Below are 16,199 nucleotides of genomic sequence, written 5' to 3' on the forward strand. Positions count from 1 at the left end.
ACACACATGCAGATCGAAGAATTCACCCTCGAACGCATCCAGTCGCTCTACGAGAACATCGTCGAGTACAACCTCTCCGATAGCGGGGTACACCCCTATTCGCTCAACGAACTGCTGAGCCCGGAGGAACGCGAAAAGGTGCTTGCCGCCGAACTCGGTTACGGCTGGACGAACGGTGCCGTCGTCCTTCGCGAGGCGATCGCGGCCACATACAAGAATCGTACGGTCGACGAGGTGATGGTCACCAACGGCTCGGCCGAAGCCAATTTTCTGATGGCGATGACGCTGCTGGAGCCGGGCGACGAGATCATCGTCGTCGTCCCCAACTACCTGCAGATCAGGGGATGGGCGAAGGCGCTCGGCGCGGTGGTACGTGATGTGCCGCTGCGCGAGGAACTGGGCTGGCTGCCCGATCCGGCCGACATCCGCGCGGCGATTTCGCCCCGCACCAAGGTCATCACGCTCTGCACGCCCAACAATCCGACCGGACGCGTGGTGCCGGCGGACCTGCTCGGGGAAATTGTGGCCATCGCACGCACCAACGGCATCTGGCTACATACGGACGAGGTCTACAAGGGAGCCGAATACGGTACCCTCGAGCCGCCGAGCAGCGTCGACCTTTATGAGAAAGCCATCGTCACCAGCGGCTTGTCGAAGGCGATGGCGATGCCGGGCCTGCGCATCGGCTGGCTGGTCGGCCCCGCTGCCGAGATCTATGCCTCCTGGCAGCGCAAGGACTATACCTCCATCACTACCGGCGCGGTCAGCGAACTGGTCGCGTCGATGGTGTTGCAGCCGGCGCGCCGCAAGGCGATCCTCGACCGCAGCCGGGACCTCCTGTCACGCAATGTCGACATGATGGTGCGCTGGGTCCGCGCCAACGAGGGGCTGGTCTCGCTGGCGCCGCCGCAGGCAGGCGGCATGGCATTCGTGCGCTATCACTTGCCGATAAATTCGACCGAGCTGGCGCATCGCGTCAAGGACGAGCAGGGCGTGCTTGTCGCGCCGGGCGACGTCTACGGCATGGACGGCTATTTCCGCGTCGGCATCGGCGCGCCGGCGCATGTCCTGGAAGGCGGGTTGGAACGTGTGCAGCTTTTCCTGCGCGGCCTTGCCCGCTCGGCGGCCTGAACGGAACGACCATGGCTAGGCCAGCCGCAAACATGCCGCTCATCCTCGACCGAGCGGAGATCCTGCGGCGGCTCGACCACGCCGCCGGTATTGCGGCCGTTCGCGAAAGCCTCGTCGCCTACAGCGCCGGGGCAGTCCAGCAGCCGCCCGTCGTCCACATGGGATTCGCGGCGGCGAACGGCGATTGCCATGTGAAATGCGCCCATGTATCGGGCGCGTCGATCTTCGTCGTCAAAGTCGCGACTGGGTTCTACGACAATCCGACCAAGGGCCTTCCAAGCGGCAACGGCATGATGGTGGCGCTGTCGGCCACGACAGGCGAACCGGTAGCGCTGCTGTTCGACCAAGGCATGCTGACCGACTGGCGCACTGGCTATGCCGGCGCGCTGGCGACCCGGCTGTGCTGGCCCAAGGGCGCGACGCGCCTCGGCATCGTCGGCACCGGAACCCAGGCACGCATGCAGTTACGCGCGCTGCGAGCGCTGGCTCACGGCGAGCCGCTTTCGGTCGCGGTATGGGGCCGCTCCCCAGCGGCGGCGGGACGCTTCGCCGCCGACGTGGCCGACCTTGGCCTCCAGGTATCGCCAGTCGGCTCGCTCGCCGGCCTTTGTTCCGATTCACAAGTGATTGTCACCACGACGCCCGCGACCGCGCCGCTGGTGCGCGCTGAATGGATCGCGCCCGGCACGCACATTACAGCCGTCGGAGCCGATGCGCCCGGCAAACAGGAATTGGAGAATACGTTGGTCGCGCGCGCCGACACGTTGCTCGCCGATTCGGCCCTGCAGAGCATCGACCATGGCGAGTTCGCTCATGCCATCGCGGCCGGCCTCGTCGAGCCAGAGCGGATCGGTGAGATCGGCGTATCGCTGCGGACTGGCTCATTGACGCGCAAGCCTGGCGACATCAGCATCGCCGACCTGACCGGCCTCGGCGCAGAGGACGCGGCAATCGCCAGCGCCATCCTCGCGAGCGCCGGCACAGCCGCAAACTCTTGACCCAGGACAGAACCATGTCGAACGAAGGTGACATCGCCGCCGCTGCCGCGCGTTCCGTGCGGGCGCATGCCCGCATCCGCGGTCATATCGCGAAGACGTCGCTGCTGGGCGCGTCCGCCGTCGGCGACGCGATCGGTAGCACCGTTTTGTTCAAATGCGAAAATTTCCAGTTCACCAACTCCTTCAAGGCGCGAGGCGCCTTCTCGAAGCTGACCGCGATGGACGATGCGACCGGGGGCCGGCCGTTCGTCACCGCCTCGTCCGGCAACCACGGCATAGCCTCCAGCTTCGCGGCGTCGCGCCTGTTCCGAAAATTGTCGGTCGTGCTTCCGCACAATGTCACGAAGGCCAAACTGGCGCGCATACGGTCCTTTGGCGTCGACGTGATCCTGCATGGCGACGAAAGCGGCCAGTCCGAGGCGCACGCGCGCCGCCTGGGCGAGGAGAAGGGACTCGTCTACGTATCTCCGTACAACGATCCCGATGTTGTTGCTGGCCAGGGCACGATCGGGCTCGAACTGCTGGAAGAGCATTCGCATATCGACAATGTCTTCATCGCCATGGGCGGCGGCGGGTTGATCGGCGGCATCGGCGCCGTGATGAAGGCCTTCAGTCCGCGCACGCGGATCATCGGCTGCGCGGCCGCCAACAGCATGGCGCTGGCAGCGTCGATGGAAGCGGGCAAGGTGATCGATGTCGAGCACTTGCCGACGTTGGCCGACGGCGTCGCCGGCGGCATGGATGAGGATTCAGTCACGCTCGGCCTCGCCCGGTCGGTCGTCGACGATGTGGTCATCTGTTCCGAAGCCGAGATCGCCGGCGCGCTCGCCCGTCTCGCGATCGAAGAGCATCTATTGGTCGAGGGTGCAGCCGGCCTAGCGCTGGCAGGGCTGATGAAGCACCCGGAACGGTACCGCGGCCAAGTCAATGCGATCGTGCTGTGCGGCGGGAATTTCGACTACGACGAACTGACGACCGCGATCGTGGCGGTGCGACCGACCTGAAAGGGAATTCCATGACGACTGGACGATGGGACATCGAGGCGGTGCGCGGGGCCTTCCCGGCGCTGGCGATCACCGACGACGGCAAGCCACGTATCTATCTCGACGCGCCGGGCGGCTCGCAAGTACCGGCACGCGTGGTCGAGCGCATGAGCGAGGTGATGCTGCGAAGCTGCGCCAACGAGGGCGGTGCCTTCCACACCTCGCGTGATAGCGACCGCATCTTGGTGGGAGCGCATGCAGCGGCGGCCGCCTTGCTCGGTGCACAGCCGGACGAGATCGTCTTCGGCCTCAACAGCACCTCGCTGATCTTCCATTTTTCGCGCATGGTGGCACGCGACTGGAAACCGGGCGACGAGATCGTGCTTACCCGCATGGACCATGATGGCAATGTCGGCCCGTGGATCATCGCAGCCGAGGAACGTGACGTCACCGTCCGCTGGCTCGAGTTCGATACCGAAACCTTCGAATATCGCTACGACATGCTGGACGAACTGATCGGCCCGCGCACGCGTCTGGTTGCCTGCAATCACGCGAGCAACATCTTTGGCACCGTCAACGACGTTGCCCGTATCGTGGCTGCTGGTAAAGCTGCCGGCGCCGTCACCATGGTCGATGCCGTGCAGTCGGCGCCGCATTTGGCCCTCGACGTGTCGGCGATCGGCTGCGACCTGCTCGCATGCTCTGCCTACAAGTTCTTCGGTCCGCACGCCGGGGTCATGTATATACGGCCGGAGCTGCGCGACCGGCTCACGCCGCTCAAGGTGCGGCCCGCCTCCTTCGACATGCCGTGGCGCCACACCCCCGGCACTCCCTCCTTCGAGGCGCAGGCCGGCACGCAGGCGGCGATCGAGCACATCGCTTGGCTCGGCGAGCAGTGCGCCGGCGTCGACGTTGCCGCGCCGCTGCGCCAGCGCATCGTGGCGGGATTGGAGGCGGCGACCGACTACGAAGCCGGACTGATGGACCGGTTCCTGGCGGGTGTTGCCGGCATTCCCGGTTTCAAGCTCTGCGGCATCGCCAGCCGCAACCGGCTGGACGCCCGTGTGCCCACCTTCAGCTTCCGGCTGGCCAAGAGGTCGCCGCAGGAGATCGCAGCCGCGCTGGCGGGCGAAAACATCTTCGGCTGGGCCGGCGATTTCTACGCTTATGAAGCCTCCGGCCTGCTCGGCCTGCGCGAGCAAGGCGGCGTCGCTCGGCTCGGCCTATCGCATTACACCACAGCAGACGAGGTCGACCAGGCCGTTTTGGCCGTCGCCCGGCTGGCAGCCTGACGGGGGAAAGCATGGACTACGCACGCATGGTGATCGAGAAGGAATCACCGGAGGAATACGGCTATGACCGCATTCGCTTCAACCTGTCGGAAAGCTCCGTACGAGACCGTAAGCTGTCCGATTTCCATCTCTCCGTCCCTGACCTGCTGCTGCCCTATGGCGAGCATCGCGGCGACCCTGAGCTTCGGGCGTTGGTAGCCGCGCAGGGCAAGGGCCTCGGCCCCAACAACGTTTTGGTGGCCGCCGGCGCCGCTGGCGCGCTGTTCATCATCGCCACCACGCTTCTATCGCGCGACGACCATCTTGTCGTGGTGCGGCCGAACTATGCCACTAACATCGAGACGCCGCGCGCCATCGGCTGCGGCATCACCTTTATCGACCTCAAATTCGACGATCGGTTCGGCCTCGACATCGATGCCGTCGCCAGCGCTCTGCGCCCGAACACCCGCTATGTCAGCATCACCTGCCCGCATAACCCAACCGGCACGATGATCGGCCGCCCTCAACTGGACGCGCTGATCGCCTTGGTCGAAAAGGCGGGATGCAGGCTACTGGTGGACGAAACCTACCGCGACCTGACCCATGGCGAGATGCTGCCCCCCGCCGCCTCGCTCAGCCCCGCCGCGATCAGTGTGGCTTCGCTGTCCAAGGCTTACGGCGCGCCGGGCATCCGCGTGGGCTGGATCATGACGCGCGACGTGCACTTGATGGAGCGCTTCCTGGCGGCGAAGGAGCAGATCGGCATCTGCGGCAGCGTCGTCGACGAGTGGATCGGCGCCCGCATCCTGGAAGGCCGCGACGCCTTCCTCGCCGCGCAGGCGCCAGTGCTGGCCGGACGCCTTGCCATCATGCGCGATTGGATTGAGAGCGACGAGCTGATCGAATGGGTCGAGCCCCAGGGCGGTGTGGTCTGCTTCCCCCGTTTCCGTCATGGTCCGGGATTCGATTTCGACGACTTTTACGCAGACCTGCTGGAAAGCTATGGCACCTATGTCGGTCCGGGCCACTGGTTCGAGATGCCGCGCAACCACATGCGTGTCGGCTTCCTCTATCCTCTTGAGGACGAACTGCGGGGTGGCCTGGCGGCGATCTCCGCAGCGATTCGCAAGCATTCTTCCCGGCAAAGGTCGTGACATATACGGCGATGTCCTGCCGCCGAAGGCGGCCGTCGCCGGGGCACCGGGTGAGGCCGACGCGCGCCCTTCGACGATGGCAGTAAGGTCTATCTGGAAATTCCTGTGCCGCATCGATCAGGGCGAGGCACCCCCGCTCTTCATCATCGGGCGGGCGGAGGCAGCCAGCGACAAAGCGGCGCCTGATCCTGGGCTGCAGATCACGCTCGCGCATCAACCGCTTGACCTTCTTGGGGCTGACGACGATGCCGCGCTGCCGCAGCGCCGCCTGCATGCGGCGATAGCCGTAAGCTTCGAAGCTGTCGGAGATTTGACCCATCGTCTCGACGAGCGCTGTGTCATCCACGGCGGTGCCGGGCTGATCGTAGTAGGTTGATCGCGCGCCATCAGCCGGCAATCCTGCTTGTTCAATTTGTCCGGTCCCAGGGCAAACTCCAGATGGAAGGCGAATTTCCGCAGTCTTGGGTGCGATTCAGTCAGCTCGTGACATTCGTGAACGCGCGCAGCAAAGAGACCGTTTATTCTCGCGGCATCCCGAAACGGTCGCGAATTTTCCTTAACGGGTACCGCTTTTGACGATCTATCTACTCGCCATCCAGGGGCATAGATTGCAGAAACAGCAGATACTCTCGGATCCGCCACTCTGCGTGGGCGGCTCTACGCACGGGCGAGATCATTTTGGGTCACTTAGTCAGGGTGCAGCGTGGGCTATTGCGTGAGTTTTCGAACCCCAAGTCGGCCAGGGGCGAAAGGAAAATACGCTATGGGCTGTGGCACAAAGAGAATGGATCGGCCACCTAAGAAGGCCGCGCGAGGGCCGTCCAGTGTGCGTGGCCCCAAATGTTAGTGAGCCGGACAGCGGCCGTTTAGCAGTACATGCAGAGCTCAGAGGCCGGGTGACAGTGAAGGGAAGTGGCCGCACCAAGGGGAGTTGTTCTACGAGCAACTCACAATGTCCTACTCACGCATTCGTGGCTGTCATTATCCCTGCCTACAACGCAGAACAATTTATCGAACGCACCTTGGCGTCGGTGATAAACCAGACCTACAGAAACATCGAAATAATAGTCGTTGATGACGGTTCGACTGATGAAACTGCATCAATCGTCCGCCGACTATCCAATGACGACCCGCGTATCAAGCTGCTCCAACAGAAGAACAGTGGCGTCGCGTCGGCGCGGAATACGGGGATACGTGCAAGCAAGGGCATCTATATAGCACCTATAGACGCCGACGATCTCTGGCACCCAACCAAACTCGAAAAGCAGTTGCGTGTTTTCGCTGCAGCAGGCAATGATGTTGGGCTTGTCTATACGCTTTACCGGACGATTGATGCCGATGATAAGGCGATCATTACGCCTAAGCGCATGCACCCGCACGGATGGGTATTCATGCAGCATCTCGGACAGAACTTTATCGGTCACGGAAGTTCGGCAATGTTCCGGCGCGATGTCTTACTCGAAATGGGTGGCTATTCCTCGCGACTGCGCGAAAACGGTGCGGAGGGTTGTGAGGACTTCTTCCTCCAATTGAGTATCGCCTCGAAATACCGATTCGATGTCGTCAAGGAGCACTTGGTCGGATACCGCCGAACGCCAGGAGCCATGTCGCAAGATTTCGTCCGAATGCTCATCTCGCGTCGGATGGTGCTCGAGAGCCTCTTTGCTCGCTGCAGCGAGATGGTGAGCCCGATCCTATCGGATGTGATGTTCCGTAACGATGTCGAGATCGCCAGGCTCGGGCTTAAAAGGCGCCGCTTTGCTGCCGTCGGCATGAACTTCGCCAGAGTGCTCTGGCGATCGCCCTCGCAGTTCGCGAAAGTCGTCGGTGCGACGCTTGCCATTTTCCGGCGCAAGGCGAAGCAAGGAACCAAACTGGAACGCGAAGGCCGCAGCTCGGGGATTGGGAAACCGTTCTGGGACTACGCTGTCGATGAGCTTTTCGATCGCGGCGAGAATACTGATTACCGTGCCTTGCTCAACAATCTGGCTGCAATGGACAGCAAACTTGGACCCTGCGGAGGCTATTTGGCGCAGCATCCCGAACGAGGAACCTTTGCAATGCCCCAAGAGGGCAGCGGCTCAGACAGCCCGTTTCTCCTTAGAGGCTTGGAATGAAGAAGCTGCTGCTGTCGGAAGAGCAGATGTCGTCGGGCCGCAATTTGGCTCAGAGGGCAGAATGCACTTTTGAGCGGACATTGAATGAACCGACGGTCAGTGTGACCGTGCTCATTGTCACCTACAATCACGCTCGCTACGTAGCGGCAGCGATCGACAGCGTTCTCATGCAAGATACGGAATCCGGTGTCGAGATCCTGATCAGCGAAGATTTTTCGACGGACGGTACCCGGGAGATCGTGGAGCGGTATGTATCCGATTATCCCGAAAGACTATCGGCGATCTATTCTGGCAGCAATTTGAGATCCAACGAGGTCGTTGCGAGAGGACTCCGGGTTGCGCGCGGGCGCTATGTCTCGATCCTTGATGGCGACGACCTGTGGACATCCAAGACCAAGCTGCGAGATCAGGTGGCCCATCTTGACGCGCATCCTGAGCTCTCGGCCATATTTTACAATGCGCTCGTGGCGCACGGCGACGAGATCACGTCGCGGCGGTGGACGCCACGGGATCAGAAGCCCTTAATCACACAAAGGGAAATTTGGGAAGGCAATCCCTTCGCCACTTGCGGCGGTATGATGCGAACCGCGTGCGTTCGGGATGTACCGTCTTGGTATGCAGATTTCTTTCCGATTACTGATTGGCCGCTGTATGTGCATTGCGCAAAGACAGCAGACCTCGCCTTTGTCGACGAGGTGGCAGGTATCTATCGTCTGCACCCGGGTGGGCTTGTATCGGCGCTGCCAAGCCCGCTCAGGCTTGATGCGATCGAGGGATTCTACCGGCGAATGGCGAATGTCATGGATGCCCGTGGGGCACAGTTTGCCCGTGGCGGCTGTTCCCGCTACTTTTACGAATGGTCGAAGCAGTATCTGAACGGAGGTGACTTGCCGTCGGCCAGATCGTGCTTCCTACGATTGCTGCGAAGCGGCACTGGCGGAAACAACGTGCCGAAACGCGATATCGCGCGGTTGGCACTGCTCCTGCTGAAATCCTCGGTGCTCGGGAGATGACGGCTTTCCGCAACTTCGAGAATCGCGATCCGGTCCCGTCATTGCCACAGGCGGCTGTTCGTCCGAAGTGGTCGGTGATGATCCCCGTCTATAATAGCGCCCGCTTTCTTGCCTCAACGCTGCAAAGCGTGCTCGCGCAAGCCCCTGACCCGGCTCATATGCAGATCGAAGTGGTTGACGATTGTTCGTCCGACGATCCGCAAAAAGTCGTGAACGAAATCGGGGGAAGGCGTGTCGGCTTTTTCCGCCAGCCGCAAAACCTCGGCCACATCGGCAACTTCCATACCTGTCTGAGCCGAGCCCAGGGGGAACTTGTCCATCTCCTGCACGGCGACGATGCCGTCCGACCAGAATTTTACGAATTGCTCGGTCGGGGTTTCGATGCGGATCCGAGAGTAGGAGCGGCGTTCTGCCGGACGGTCTTCATGGACGCCCACGGACAGGAGTTGTCAATCGAACCTGCAATGCAGTCAATCTCCGGAAGGCTTGAGAATGCGGTGGTCCGATTGGCGCTCGAACAGCGCATCATGACGCCGTCCATCGCGGTCCGACGCGCGGTCTACGAAGAACTCGGCGGCTTCGACCGGCGGCTGAAATGCAGCGAAGACTGGGAGATGTGGATACGCATCGCTTCTCGTTTTCCTGTCTGGTACGAACCGCAAGCCCTTGCGCTTTATCGGATGCACCCGCAATCGAACACAGGGCGCCATATCCGGAATGCCGCGGACATGGCCTACACGCGAATGGCGATTGATATTTTCAAGAGCTATCTTCCAAGCGAACTCGCGGACGATGTCGCCGCATCGGCTCGGCGGACCTATTCGCAAAGCGCTCTCGAAACCGGGCGGCGGTTGCTTGGCTCTGGTGATTGGGCTGGATGCCTCGCGCAAATGAGTGAAGCCTTCCAACTCGATCCGTCGCTCAAGACAATTGGACGTATGCTGCGGCTCGTTGCGAAGCAGGGAGGCGAGATTGTCCGCCCAAATTGAAACTGTGCAACGGCAGCCGGCACGGCTGCGGCAAGGTGAGCCTGTCCGTCTCGTTTTGGCCGGATGTGGCGCCGTCACGAAGCTCTACTATGCGGAAGCGCTGTCGCGCCTTCAAGGCAGAGGCCAGATCGCAGTCGCAGCCATCTTTGATCCCGAAGCGAAATCGGCCGCGGTCGTGCAGGCGCGGCTGCCCGGAGCGAAGGTTGCAGCCAGTTTCGACGGCCTTCTGGCTGTGGGCGCCGATGTGGCGATCATCGCTTCCCCGCCTCGATACCATCTTGATCAGTCGATGCAGGCGTTGCGGGCCGGCATGCATGTTCTATGCGAGAAGCCGATGGCCACGAGCAGCTCCGACGCGGACCTTATCCTGGCGGTAGCGGCAGCCAACAATCTGCATGTGGCAACAGGCCTCGTCAGAAGGCAGTTCCCTGCCACCCGATCGATAAAGGCCATGGTCGAGGGCGGATTGATCGGAAAAATTCAAGGTGTCTGTTGTTTTGAGGGTGGCCCTTTCCAGTGGCCTGTCGCTTCGACGAGCTATTTCAGCCGCGCGGAATCCGGCGGTGGCGTGCTTCAGGACATAGGCACGCATTGCCTTGACCTCCTGACCTGGTGGTTCGGAGAGCCCCATGAAATCCACTACGCCGATGACGCAATGGGCGGCGTCGAGGCGAACTGCCTTGTCCGGTTAGGTTTTGGCGGCTTCGAGGCAACGGTCCGGCTGAGCCGTGATTGGGCTCGTCCGAACCTTTACCGTCTTGAGGGCGAACGTGGCTCGATTTCTTGGGCAGTCAATGAGACTGAGCTTGTAGAGATCGCCTTGAAAGGATGCCGCACGGCAGCCACCGCCTCCTTCACCGACACCGACGACCGGTCGCGCGATTTCGTCGACGCGTTCTGCGATCAGATTTCGGACTTGGTCGACACGGTCCGAAATGGAACCCTCCTTTCCGGGTCAGCCACAGCGGGGCGCAACGTGCTCAAGCGAATCGAGGAATGCTATGCCAGACGGAAACGGCTGGACATGCCTTGGCTCGGAGCAGAAGACTTTCGCCACGTCATTGCTTCCGCCGAGACCAGACAATGACCGGCACTGTTGCCGTGCTTGGCGCCAACGGCTTCATAGGTTGCCGGACAGTGGAGTTGCTGCATCTTTCCGGCTGGGCTGAGGTGAGGCCGATCGTTCGCAGGCCGAGTGCTTTCGCCAGCCTGTCCCGCTTTGCGATCGATGGAAGGGTGGCGGACGCGCATGACGTTCCGGCTCTTACTGCGGCCCTTCTTGGCTGTCAGTCCGTTGTTCATGCAGTTGCCGGTGATAGTCGCACGATCGTCGATGCCGTCGAGCCTGTCTATCGTGCCGCCGCCGCTGCGGGCGTCGTTCGCCTGGTCTACCTCAGTAGCGCATCCGTTCATGGCCAATCGCCGCCGCCCGGAACGGACGAAACGAGCGCGCTGCACGACGGCCAGACGGTCGAGTACAACAATGCCAAGGTTCGTGCTGAACGTCGTCTCGGGGAATTGTCACGGGACGGTGCAGTCCAGGTGGTGGTACTGCGGCCCGGAATTGTCTTTGGCCCGCGCTCCAGCTGGACGGGGGGCTTCGCCAACGATCTCCTCGACGGCTCTGCCTATCTGGTGGATGGCGGCCATGGCATCTGCAACAGCGCTTATGTCGACAATGTCGTTCATGCGATCAAGCTTGCCATCGAAGTGCCCGAGGCGGCTGGGCGAACCTATCTGGTCGGGGACCGCGAAAGGATAAGTTGGGCAGATCTTTGCCGCCCGATCGCCGAGGCATTGGGCTTCGACCTGGCTGCGATTTCGGTTTCCGCGCCATTGTCATTCGCGCCGAACTGGACACAATGGCTGAGAGATGGCGACCTTTACCGGCGGCTTGTCCGAAGCCTCCCGAGACCCGTTCGTAGCGGACTAAAGGTAGGCTATGCCGAGTGGCGGAAATCAGGGCTCGATCAGAGGCCGCCTATGGCTCCAAAGATCAAGGTATCTGAAGAACGTGCGCTGTTGCACCGGTGTCGGGTGAAACTCCCGTCGGCCAAGGCCGAGCGCGAGCTCGGATACCAGCCGGTGGTCGGCTTCGAGGAGGCATGTCGGCGCTCAGTCGCATGGCTAACCTTTGCCGGCTACCCGACTGCGCAGAGCCAAGTGGGCGAAAGATGACCGTCAGACCCGCCGCAGCCTGTGTCTCGGTTGTCATTACGACCTATAACCATGCTCGATTTCTCGCGGAAGCGATCGACAGTGTCCGGAACCAGAGCGTGCGGCCCGATGAGATCATCGTTGTGGACGATGGTTCGTTCGACAATCCCGAAAATGTTGTTCGCCGGTATGTCGACGTCCACTACATCCGCCAAGAAAACCAGGGTTTAGCCGCTGCCCGCAATACGGGAATGAAGGCAGCACGTGGCGAATTCATCGCGTTCCTGGATGCCGATGACAGGCTGCGCCCGACGGCGCTCGCTACCAATCTTGCTTTGTTCCATGACAGTCCGGATTGCGCCTTGGTCTATGGAGCCTATTGCTACATCGATGAGGCCGGCGCAGTCAGGAATTCAGTTCCGCTGAGGCCGGTGGGAGAGGACCCGTATGCCGGATTCTTGACCGGCAACCTGATTGGAATGCATGCGACAGTGCTCTATCGGCGTAGCACATTGGAGGCTGCTGGCGGATTTGACCGATCCCTGCGGGCTTGCGAGGATTACGACGTCTACCTTCGCCTGTTTCGGGCAAACAAGGCCGCATGCACCCCGGAGTGTCTCGCAGATTACCGCAGGCACGCAACGAATATGTCCAACAGCAATCCGATGATGTTGCGCGCGGCGCTCAAAGTCCTTGGCCGGCAGAGGAATCTTGCGCGGACCAATCCAGACTGGACGGCCGCCTACCATCAGGGCGTCGAAAACTGGAAACGCTATTATGCGCACATGCAACTGGGACAGCTTAGTACAGCGGTTCGATCCCGTTCTTCGCTCGGCAGTCAGCTCCTGAACACCATTGCCGTTTCGCTCGCAGCGCCATTGCAGACCACCATGATGCTGCGGCAGCGTTTCAAGGGCTGGTCAAGTCGGCGCCGATCGGGCGTCCGGTTCGGTGACCTCAGCCGCCCGCTGCCCTTCAGTACAAATTTCGGTTTTGATCGCGGCAAGCCAGTGGACCGCCGCTATGTCGAGACTTTCCTCGCATCATGTTCGCTGAACATATCCGGCAGGGTTCTGGAGATCGGGGACAACGCCTATACGACCCGCTTCGGAGGCAGTCGAGTTGCCAGGAGCGACGTTCTAAACCGATATGAAGGTCACCCGCTGACAACCTTCGTGGGCGATCTGGCCAACGGCGACGACCTGCCGCCCGAGACATTTGACTGCATCGTGCTCACCCAGACACTGCACCTCCTTTTCAACATGCCTGTCGCGGTTGCAACCCTATGGCGGATGCTGAAACCGGGAGGCGTGCTTCTGGTCACGGTCCCTTGGGTAAGCCCGATTGACCGAGGAGAATGGGGCGAGAGCTGGTTCTGGTCGATAACCCCGGCGGCACTGGGCCGGCTTCTCTCAGACAGGTTCGGGGTGGAGAATGTCGAAGTCCGCCACTATGGAAACGCCTATTCGGCTACCGGGTTTCTCTATGGCTTGGCGGAGCATGAGCTGAATTCGGCAATGCTCGATGTGCATGACCCATGTTGCCCGGTGATTGTCGCCGCGCGCGCTTTCAGGCGATGAGCGGCGTGACAGTGCGTCAAGCTCTCAGCAAGCTCTTGCGACGGGGCCGATTGCTTGCCGGTTACAACCGGCCGCTCGTGCTGATGTATCATCGCGTCGGAGAACCGCGCGTCGATCCTTGGGAACTTTCGGTCTCGCCACAAAATTTCGCACGCCAAATCGAAATCCTGACAAAGGCGCGCGATATTGTTCCCCTGCAATGGCTGGCACAACGGCTTCGGGACGGAAAGCCAGCGAGAAATGCCGCGGCAGTCACCTTTGACGACGGTTATGCGGACGTCGTGCAAAATGCCGTGCCGATCATGCTACGCATGAACGCTCCTGTGACCGTCTTCGTCACCACCCACGCGCTCACCGACCCCTCAGTGTTCTGGTGGGATATTCTGTCGCGCATCACTTTGGAAACGCCTGCTCTCCCGGAGAGGCTCGCGATCCAGATCGCAGGCCGAAACTATGATTGGCTCGTGACGGAGGACGCCACGCGCGCGAAATCGAATCTCGTCATCAGCCGCACGGCGCTCCATTTCGGCTTGCACGCACTGCTGAAGCCGTTGAGAGTACACGAACGGAGGAGGGCGCTGCAGCAGCTGGCAAGATGGGCAGGAACCGACGCCAGCCCCCGAAGGCGTGACCGCGCCATGACTCATTCGGAGCTGCGGCATCTCGCCGACACCGATGGCGTTTCGATCGGTGCCCACACCTGCACGCATCCATCCCTGCCGTTGCTGAAACGGGACAGTCTTGAACGCGAGATCTCCGCTAGCCGCCAACAATGCGAAGAGATCACAGGGCGGAGGGTGGCGGGATTCGCATACCCCTTCGGAGACTTCGATGACAGCACCGCCGAAGCGGTAAGATCTGCTGGCATGGACTATGCAGTAACCACCCTGCCGCGTGAAGCTGGGCTCAGGGTCGACCCCTTCCGACTGCCGCGGGTCACGGTCGCTGATTGGGGTGAGAGAGAGTTCCGGCGCGCGGTCTTTTGCCATGGCTGACCATGCATGCCGAGAACCGCGCGTCACGGCAATCATCGTCGTGTTCAACGGCGAGAGATACCTCCGGGAAGCTATTGACAGCGTTGTAGGTCAAAGCTTCACTGACTGGGAACTCCTCGTCGTCGACGATGGCTCGACGGACCGTTCATCTGTCATCGTGCGCGACTATGCGCAGCGCCTGCCAGGCAAGGTGCGACTACTCTCCCATCCCGACAAGGGCAATCATGGTATCAGCGCGTCGCGCAACCGCGGGCTGGCCGAGGCGCGGGGCGCCTATGTCGCGTTTCTCGATGCAGACGATACATGGCTGCCCGAAAAGCTGTCCGAACAAGTCTGCATCATGGAAAACGATCCGACGCTCGGTCTAATCTACGGCCGGACGTTGATCTGGCATAGCTGGGCAAAGCTTGCTGGTCGTGCGGACTACTATTACCCGCTCGGAGTCGAACCGAACGCCCGATACGATCCGCCCGTGCTGCTGGAACTGCTGCTGCAGAACCAAGCCCAGACGCCGACAACTTGCAACGCCCTGATGCGTTCAAGTTTGTTGGCAACGCTCGGGGGATTCGAGAACAGCTTCCGCCTGATGTTCGAAGACCAGACCTTCTTTGCGAAGGCGCTCGCATTCGCGCCGGTCTACGTGTCCGGCCAGACCTGGGCGAGATACCGCCAGCACGTCGAAAGCTGCTCTGCCGCTTCTGCCAGGGCAGGCGCTGACGAAGCCGCGCGTATCACGTTTCTCAGATGGCTGAATGGGGTGATGGCGGATCAGGGCGCCTCCTTCCGCATTCGTTCCGCAATCTGGAAAGTGCTCGCGCGCGAAACCTGGAAGACGAGCAAGCGAAGCATCGTAAGACGGCTGCAGCGATGACTTCCGTGCCGCGGGTGACGATCATAACCCCCTTCCTCAATGCGGCGTCAAATCTGGGCGAAGCGATCGCCAGCGTCCGGGCCCAGGCGATTGCAGATTGGGAACTCTTGCTGGTTGACGACAATTCGACGGACGACAGTATCAGGATCGCCAATGATGCCGCGGCAATCGATCCTCGAATTAAGGTGCTGCGCAGGCCTCCCGGATCCAAGCGTGGCGCCGCGGCAGCGAGAAACGCCGGAATAGCGGCCAGCTGCGGCGATTTGCTTGCCTTCCTGGATGCAGATGATTTGTACGAGCCGCATATGCTGCAGACGGTCCTGGCGGCAGCCGATGCCAACCCGGATGCCGCAATGATTTTCGGGCCGACCAAATGGTGGTATCCGGATGGAGCGCGCTCCGACTGGGTCGAGCCGACAGATGGACTTGCCGCACGCTTACATCAGCCCCCCCGGCTTTTGGGTCGGCTGGTGCTGATGCAGGACGGCCACGTTCCGTGTACCTGTTCCGTGCTCTTGCGGAGAAGCGCGGTTAGCACGGTTGGTGGCTTTGAGGAGCACTTTGAGCTCTATGAAGACCAGGCTCTGTGGGCGAAGCTATTCCTGCGATTCCCAGCCTTTATCACTCCTGTAACTCTCGCACGTTACCGGCAGCATTCCAGTTCGGCCTCGGCGATTGCCACTCAGCGAGGGCTCTACGATCGGATGGGGAAACACCCCGCCCGCGCCGCTTTTCTGGACTGGATCGCGGAGCATATGATGGAAAGTGGAACGCGGGATTTCCGCCTCCAATTGGCGCTGCGGCTGGCACGCGCGCCCTATGTCACGCCTGCAACGATCGGAAGCAAAGCCGAACGGCTTGCCCTGAAGATCATGATGTGGACAGCAAAGCAGCGGCGCAGGATTCGGCGACAGCTTGCGCACGTGGCCAGGTGAAAACA

The 16,199-nt window shown here is 61.4% G+C and carries 15 protein-coding genes; all 15 read left to right on the plus strand.

Annotated features, from left to right (window positions below; genetic code table 11):
* Nucleotides 1–6 precede the first annotated feature (6 nt).
* The 15 genes from FJ959_RS13610 to FJ959_RS13680 all read left to right on the plus strand — a co-directional run bounded on the left by FJ959_RS13610 (nucleotide 7) and on the right by FJ959_RS13680 (nucleotide 16,194).
* Entirely contained in the window at nucleotides 7–1,131 is a 1,125-nt protein-coding gene (locus FJ959_RS13610) for an aminotransferase class I/II-fold pyridoxal phosphate-dependent enzyme (RefSeq protein ID WP_140521279.1), read from the plus strand.
* A gap of 11 nt (nucleotides 1,132–1,142) precedes the next feature.
* The gene (locus FJ959_RS13615; protein WP_140521280.1) at nucleotides 1,143–2,129 is read left to right on the plus strand and encodes an ornithine cyclodeaminase family protein; all 987 of its coding nucleotides are present in this window, start codon (nucleotides 1,143–1,145) and stop codon (nucleotides 2,127–2,129) included.
* Nucleotides 2,130–2,143: 14 nt separating this feature from the next.
* Entirely contained in the window at nucleotides 2,144–3,133 is a 990-nt protein-coding gene (locus tag FJ959_RS13620; protein WP_140630339.1) for a pyridoxal-phosphate dependent enzyme, read from the plus strand.
* Between the two features lie 11 nt (nucleotides 3,134–3,144).
* Nucleotides 3,145–4,404, plus strand: a complete 1,260-nt coding sequence (locus FJ959_RS13625; protein ID WP_140565709.1) for a cysteine desulfurase-like protein — start codon at nucleotides 3,145–3,147, stop codon at nucleotides 4,402–4,404.
* An 11-nt stretch (nucleotides 4,405–4,415) separates the two neighbouring features.
* Nucleotides 4,416–5,537, plus strand: coding sequence for an aminotransferase class I/II-fold pyridoxal phosphate-dependent enzyme (locus tag FJ959_RS13630; protein ID WP_140517481.1), 1,122 nt, complete (start codon nucleotides 4,416–4,418; stop codon nucleotides 5,535–5,537).
* 76 nt (nucleotides 5,538–5,613) lie between these two features.
* Nucleotides 5,614–5,913 (plus strand): hypothetical protein, encoded by a 300-nt coding sequence (locus FJ959_RS32275; protein ID WP_246678924.1) that lies wholly within the window; start codon nucleotides 5,614–5,616, stop codon nucleotides 5,911–5,913.
* 595 nt (nucleotides 5,914–6,508) lie between these two features.
* Nucleotides 6,509–7,654, plus strand: a complete 1,146-nt coding sequence (locus FJ959_RS13640; RefSeq protein WP_181165248.1) for a glycosyltransferase family A protein — start codon at nucleotides 6,509–6,511, stop codon at nucleotides 7,652–7,654.
* Nucleotides 7,651–8,667 carry a glycosyltransferase family 2 protein gene (locus FJ959_RS13645; RefSeq protein WP_140630342.1) on the plus strand — a complete coding sequence of 339 codons (1,017 nt, stop codon included), beginning with the start codon at nucleotides 7,651–7,653 and terminating at the stop codon, nucleotides 8,665–8,667. Before FJ959_RS13640 ends, FJ959_RS13645 begins: the two co-directional genes overlap by 4 nt.
* Nucleotides 8,664–9,656, plus strand: coding sequence for a glycosyltransferase (locus FJ959_RS13650; protein ID WP_140630345.1), 993 nt, complete (start codon nucleotides 8,664–8,666; stop codon nucleotides 9,654–9,656). The genes FJ959_RS13645 and FJ959_RS13650 overlap by 4 nt, the downstream gene beginning before the upstream one ends.
* Entirely contained in the window at nucleotides 9,640–10,743 is a 1,104-nt protein-coding gene (locus FJ959_RS13655) for a Gfo/Idh/MocA family oxidoreductase (RefSeq protein WP_181167229.1), read from the plus strand. Before FJ959_RS13650 ends, FJ959_RS13655 begins: the two co-directional genes overlap by 17 nt.
* Nucleotides 10,740–11,834 (plus strand): NAD-dependent epimerase/dehydratase family protein, encoded by a 1,095-nt coding sequence (locus FJ959_RS13660; RefSeq protein WP_181172023.1) that lies wholly within the window; start codon nucleotides 10,740–10,742, stop codon nucleotides 11,832–11,834. Before FJ959_RS13655 ends, FJ959_RS13660 begins: the two co-directional genes overlap by 4 nt.
* On the plus strand, nucleotides 11,831–13,393 hold the full coding sequence (locus tag FJ959_RS13665) for a glycosyltransferase (RefSeq protein WP_140630350.1): 1,563 nt from the start codon (nucleotides 11,831–11,833) through the stop codon (nucleotides 13,391–13,393). The genes FJ959_RS13660 and FJ959_RS13665 overlap by 4 nt, the downstream gene beginning before the upstream one ends.
* Nucleotides 13,390–14,388 (plus strand): polysaccharide deacetylase family protein, encoded by a 999-nt coding sequence (locus FJ959_RS13670; protein WP_181175174.1) that lies wholly within the window; start codon nucleotides 13,390–13,392, stop codon nucleotides 14,386–14,388. Before FJ959_RS13665 ends, FJ959_RS13670 begins: the two co-directional genes overlap by 4 nt.
* Nucleotides 14,381–15,259 (plus strand): glycosyltransferase, encoded by an 879-nt coding sequence (locus tag FJ959_RS13675; protein ID WP_140565696.1) that lies wholly within the window; start codon nucleotides 14,381–14,383, stop codon nucleotides 15,257–15,259. The genes FJ959_RS13670 and FJ959_RS13675 overlap by 8 nt, the downstream gene beginning before the upstream one ends.
* Entirely contained in the window at nucleotides 15,256–16,194 is a 939-nt protein-coding gene (locus tag FJ959_RS13680; protein WP_181167681.1) for a glycosyltransferase, read from the plus strand. Before FJ959_RS13675 ends, FJ959_RS13680 begins: the two co-directional genes overlap by 4 nt.
* Nucleotides 16,195–16,199 lie beyond the last annotated feature (5 nt).

This window comes from Mesorhizobium sp. B2-2-4, assembly GCF_006442375.1.
In the GTDB taxonomy this organism is placed as follows: Bacteria; Pseudomonadota; Alphaproteobacteria; order Rhizobiales; family Rhizobiaceae; genus Mesorhizobium.

What these genes read in the sequence shown, in the direction of transcription:
- FJ959_RS13615 (WP_140521280.1), top strand. Translation starts at nt 1,143, where the DNA reads ATGGCTAGGCCAGCCGCAAACATGCCGCTCATCCTCGACCGAGCGGAG.
- FJ959_RS13620 (WP_140630339.1), top strand. Translation starts at nt 2,144, where the DNA reads ATGTCGAACGAAGGTGACATCGCCGCCGCTGCCGCGCGTTCCGTGCGG.
- FJ959_RS13670 (WP_181175174.1), top strand. Translation starts at nt 13,390, where the DNA reads ATGAGCGGCGTGACAGTGCGTCAAGCTCTCAGCAAGCTCTTGCGACGG.
- FJ959_RS13645 (WP_140630342.1), top strand. Translation starts at nt 7,651, where the DNA reads ATGAAGAAGCTGCTGCTGTCGGAAGAGCAGATGTCGTCGGGCCGCAAT.
- FJ959_RS13675 (WP_140565696.1), top strand. Translation starts at nt 14,381, where the DNA reads ATGGCTGACCATGCATGCCGAGAACCGCGCGTCACGGCAATCATCGTC.
- FJ959_RS13630 (WP_140517481.1), top strand. Translation starts at nt 4,416, where the DNA reads ATGGACTACGCACGCATGGTGATCGAGAAGGAATCACCGGAGGAATAC.
- FJ959_RS13610 (WP_140521279.1), top strand. Translation starts at nt 7, where the DNA reads ATGCAGATCGAAGAATTCACCCTCGAACGCATCCAGTCGCTCTACGAG.
- FJ959_RS13660 (WP_181172023.1), top strand. Translation starts at nt 10,740, where the DNA reads ATGACCGGCACTGTTGCCGTGCTTGGCGCCAACGGCTTCATAGGTTGC.
- FJ959_RS13665 (WP_140630350.1), top strand. Translation starts at nt 11,831, where the DNA reads ATGACCGTCAGACCCGCCGCAGCCTGTGTCTCGGTTGTCATTACGACC.
- FJ959_RS32275 (WP_246678924.1), top strand. Translation starts at nt 5,614, where the DNA reads ATGGCAGTAAGGTCTATCTGGAAATTCCTGTGCCGCATCGATCAGGGC.
- FJ959_RS13625 (WP_140565709.1), top strand. Translation starts at nt 3,145, where the DNA reads ATGACGACTGGACGATGGGACATCGAGGCGGTGCGCGGGGCCTTCCCG.
- FJ959_RS13650 (WP_140630345.1), top strand. Translation starts at nt 8,664, where the DNA reads ATGACGGCTTTCCGCAACTTCGAGAATCGCGATCCGGTCCCGTCATTG.
- FJ959_RS13680 (WP_181167681.1), top strand. Translation starts at nt 15,256, where the DNA reads ATGACTTCCGTGCCGCGGGTGACGATCATAACCCCCTTCCTCAATGCG.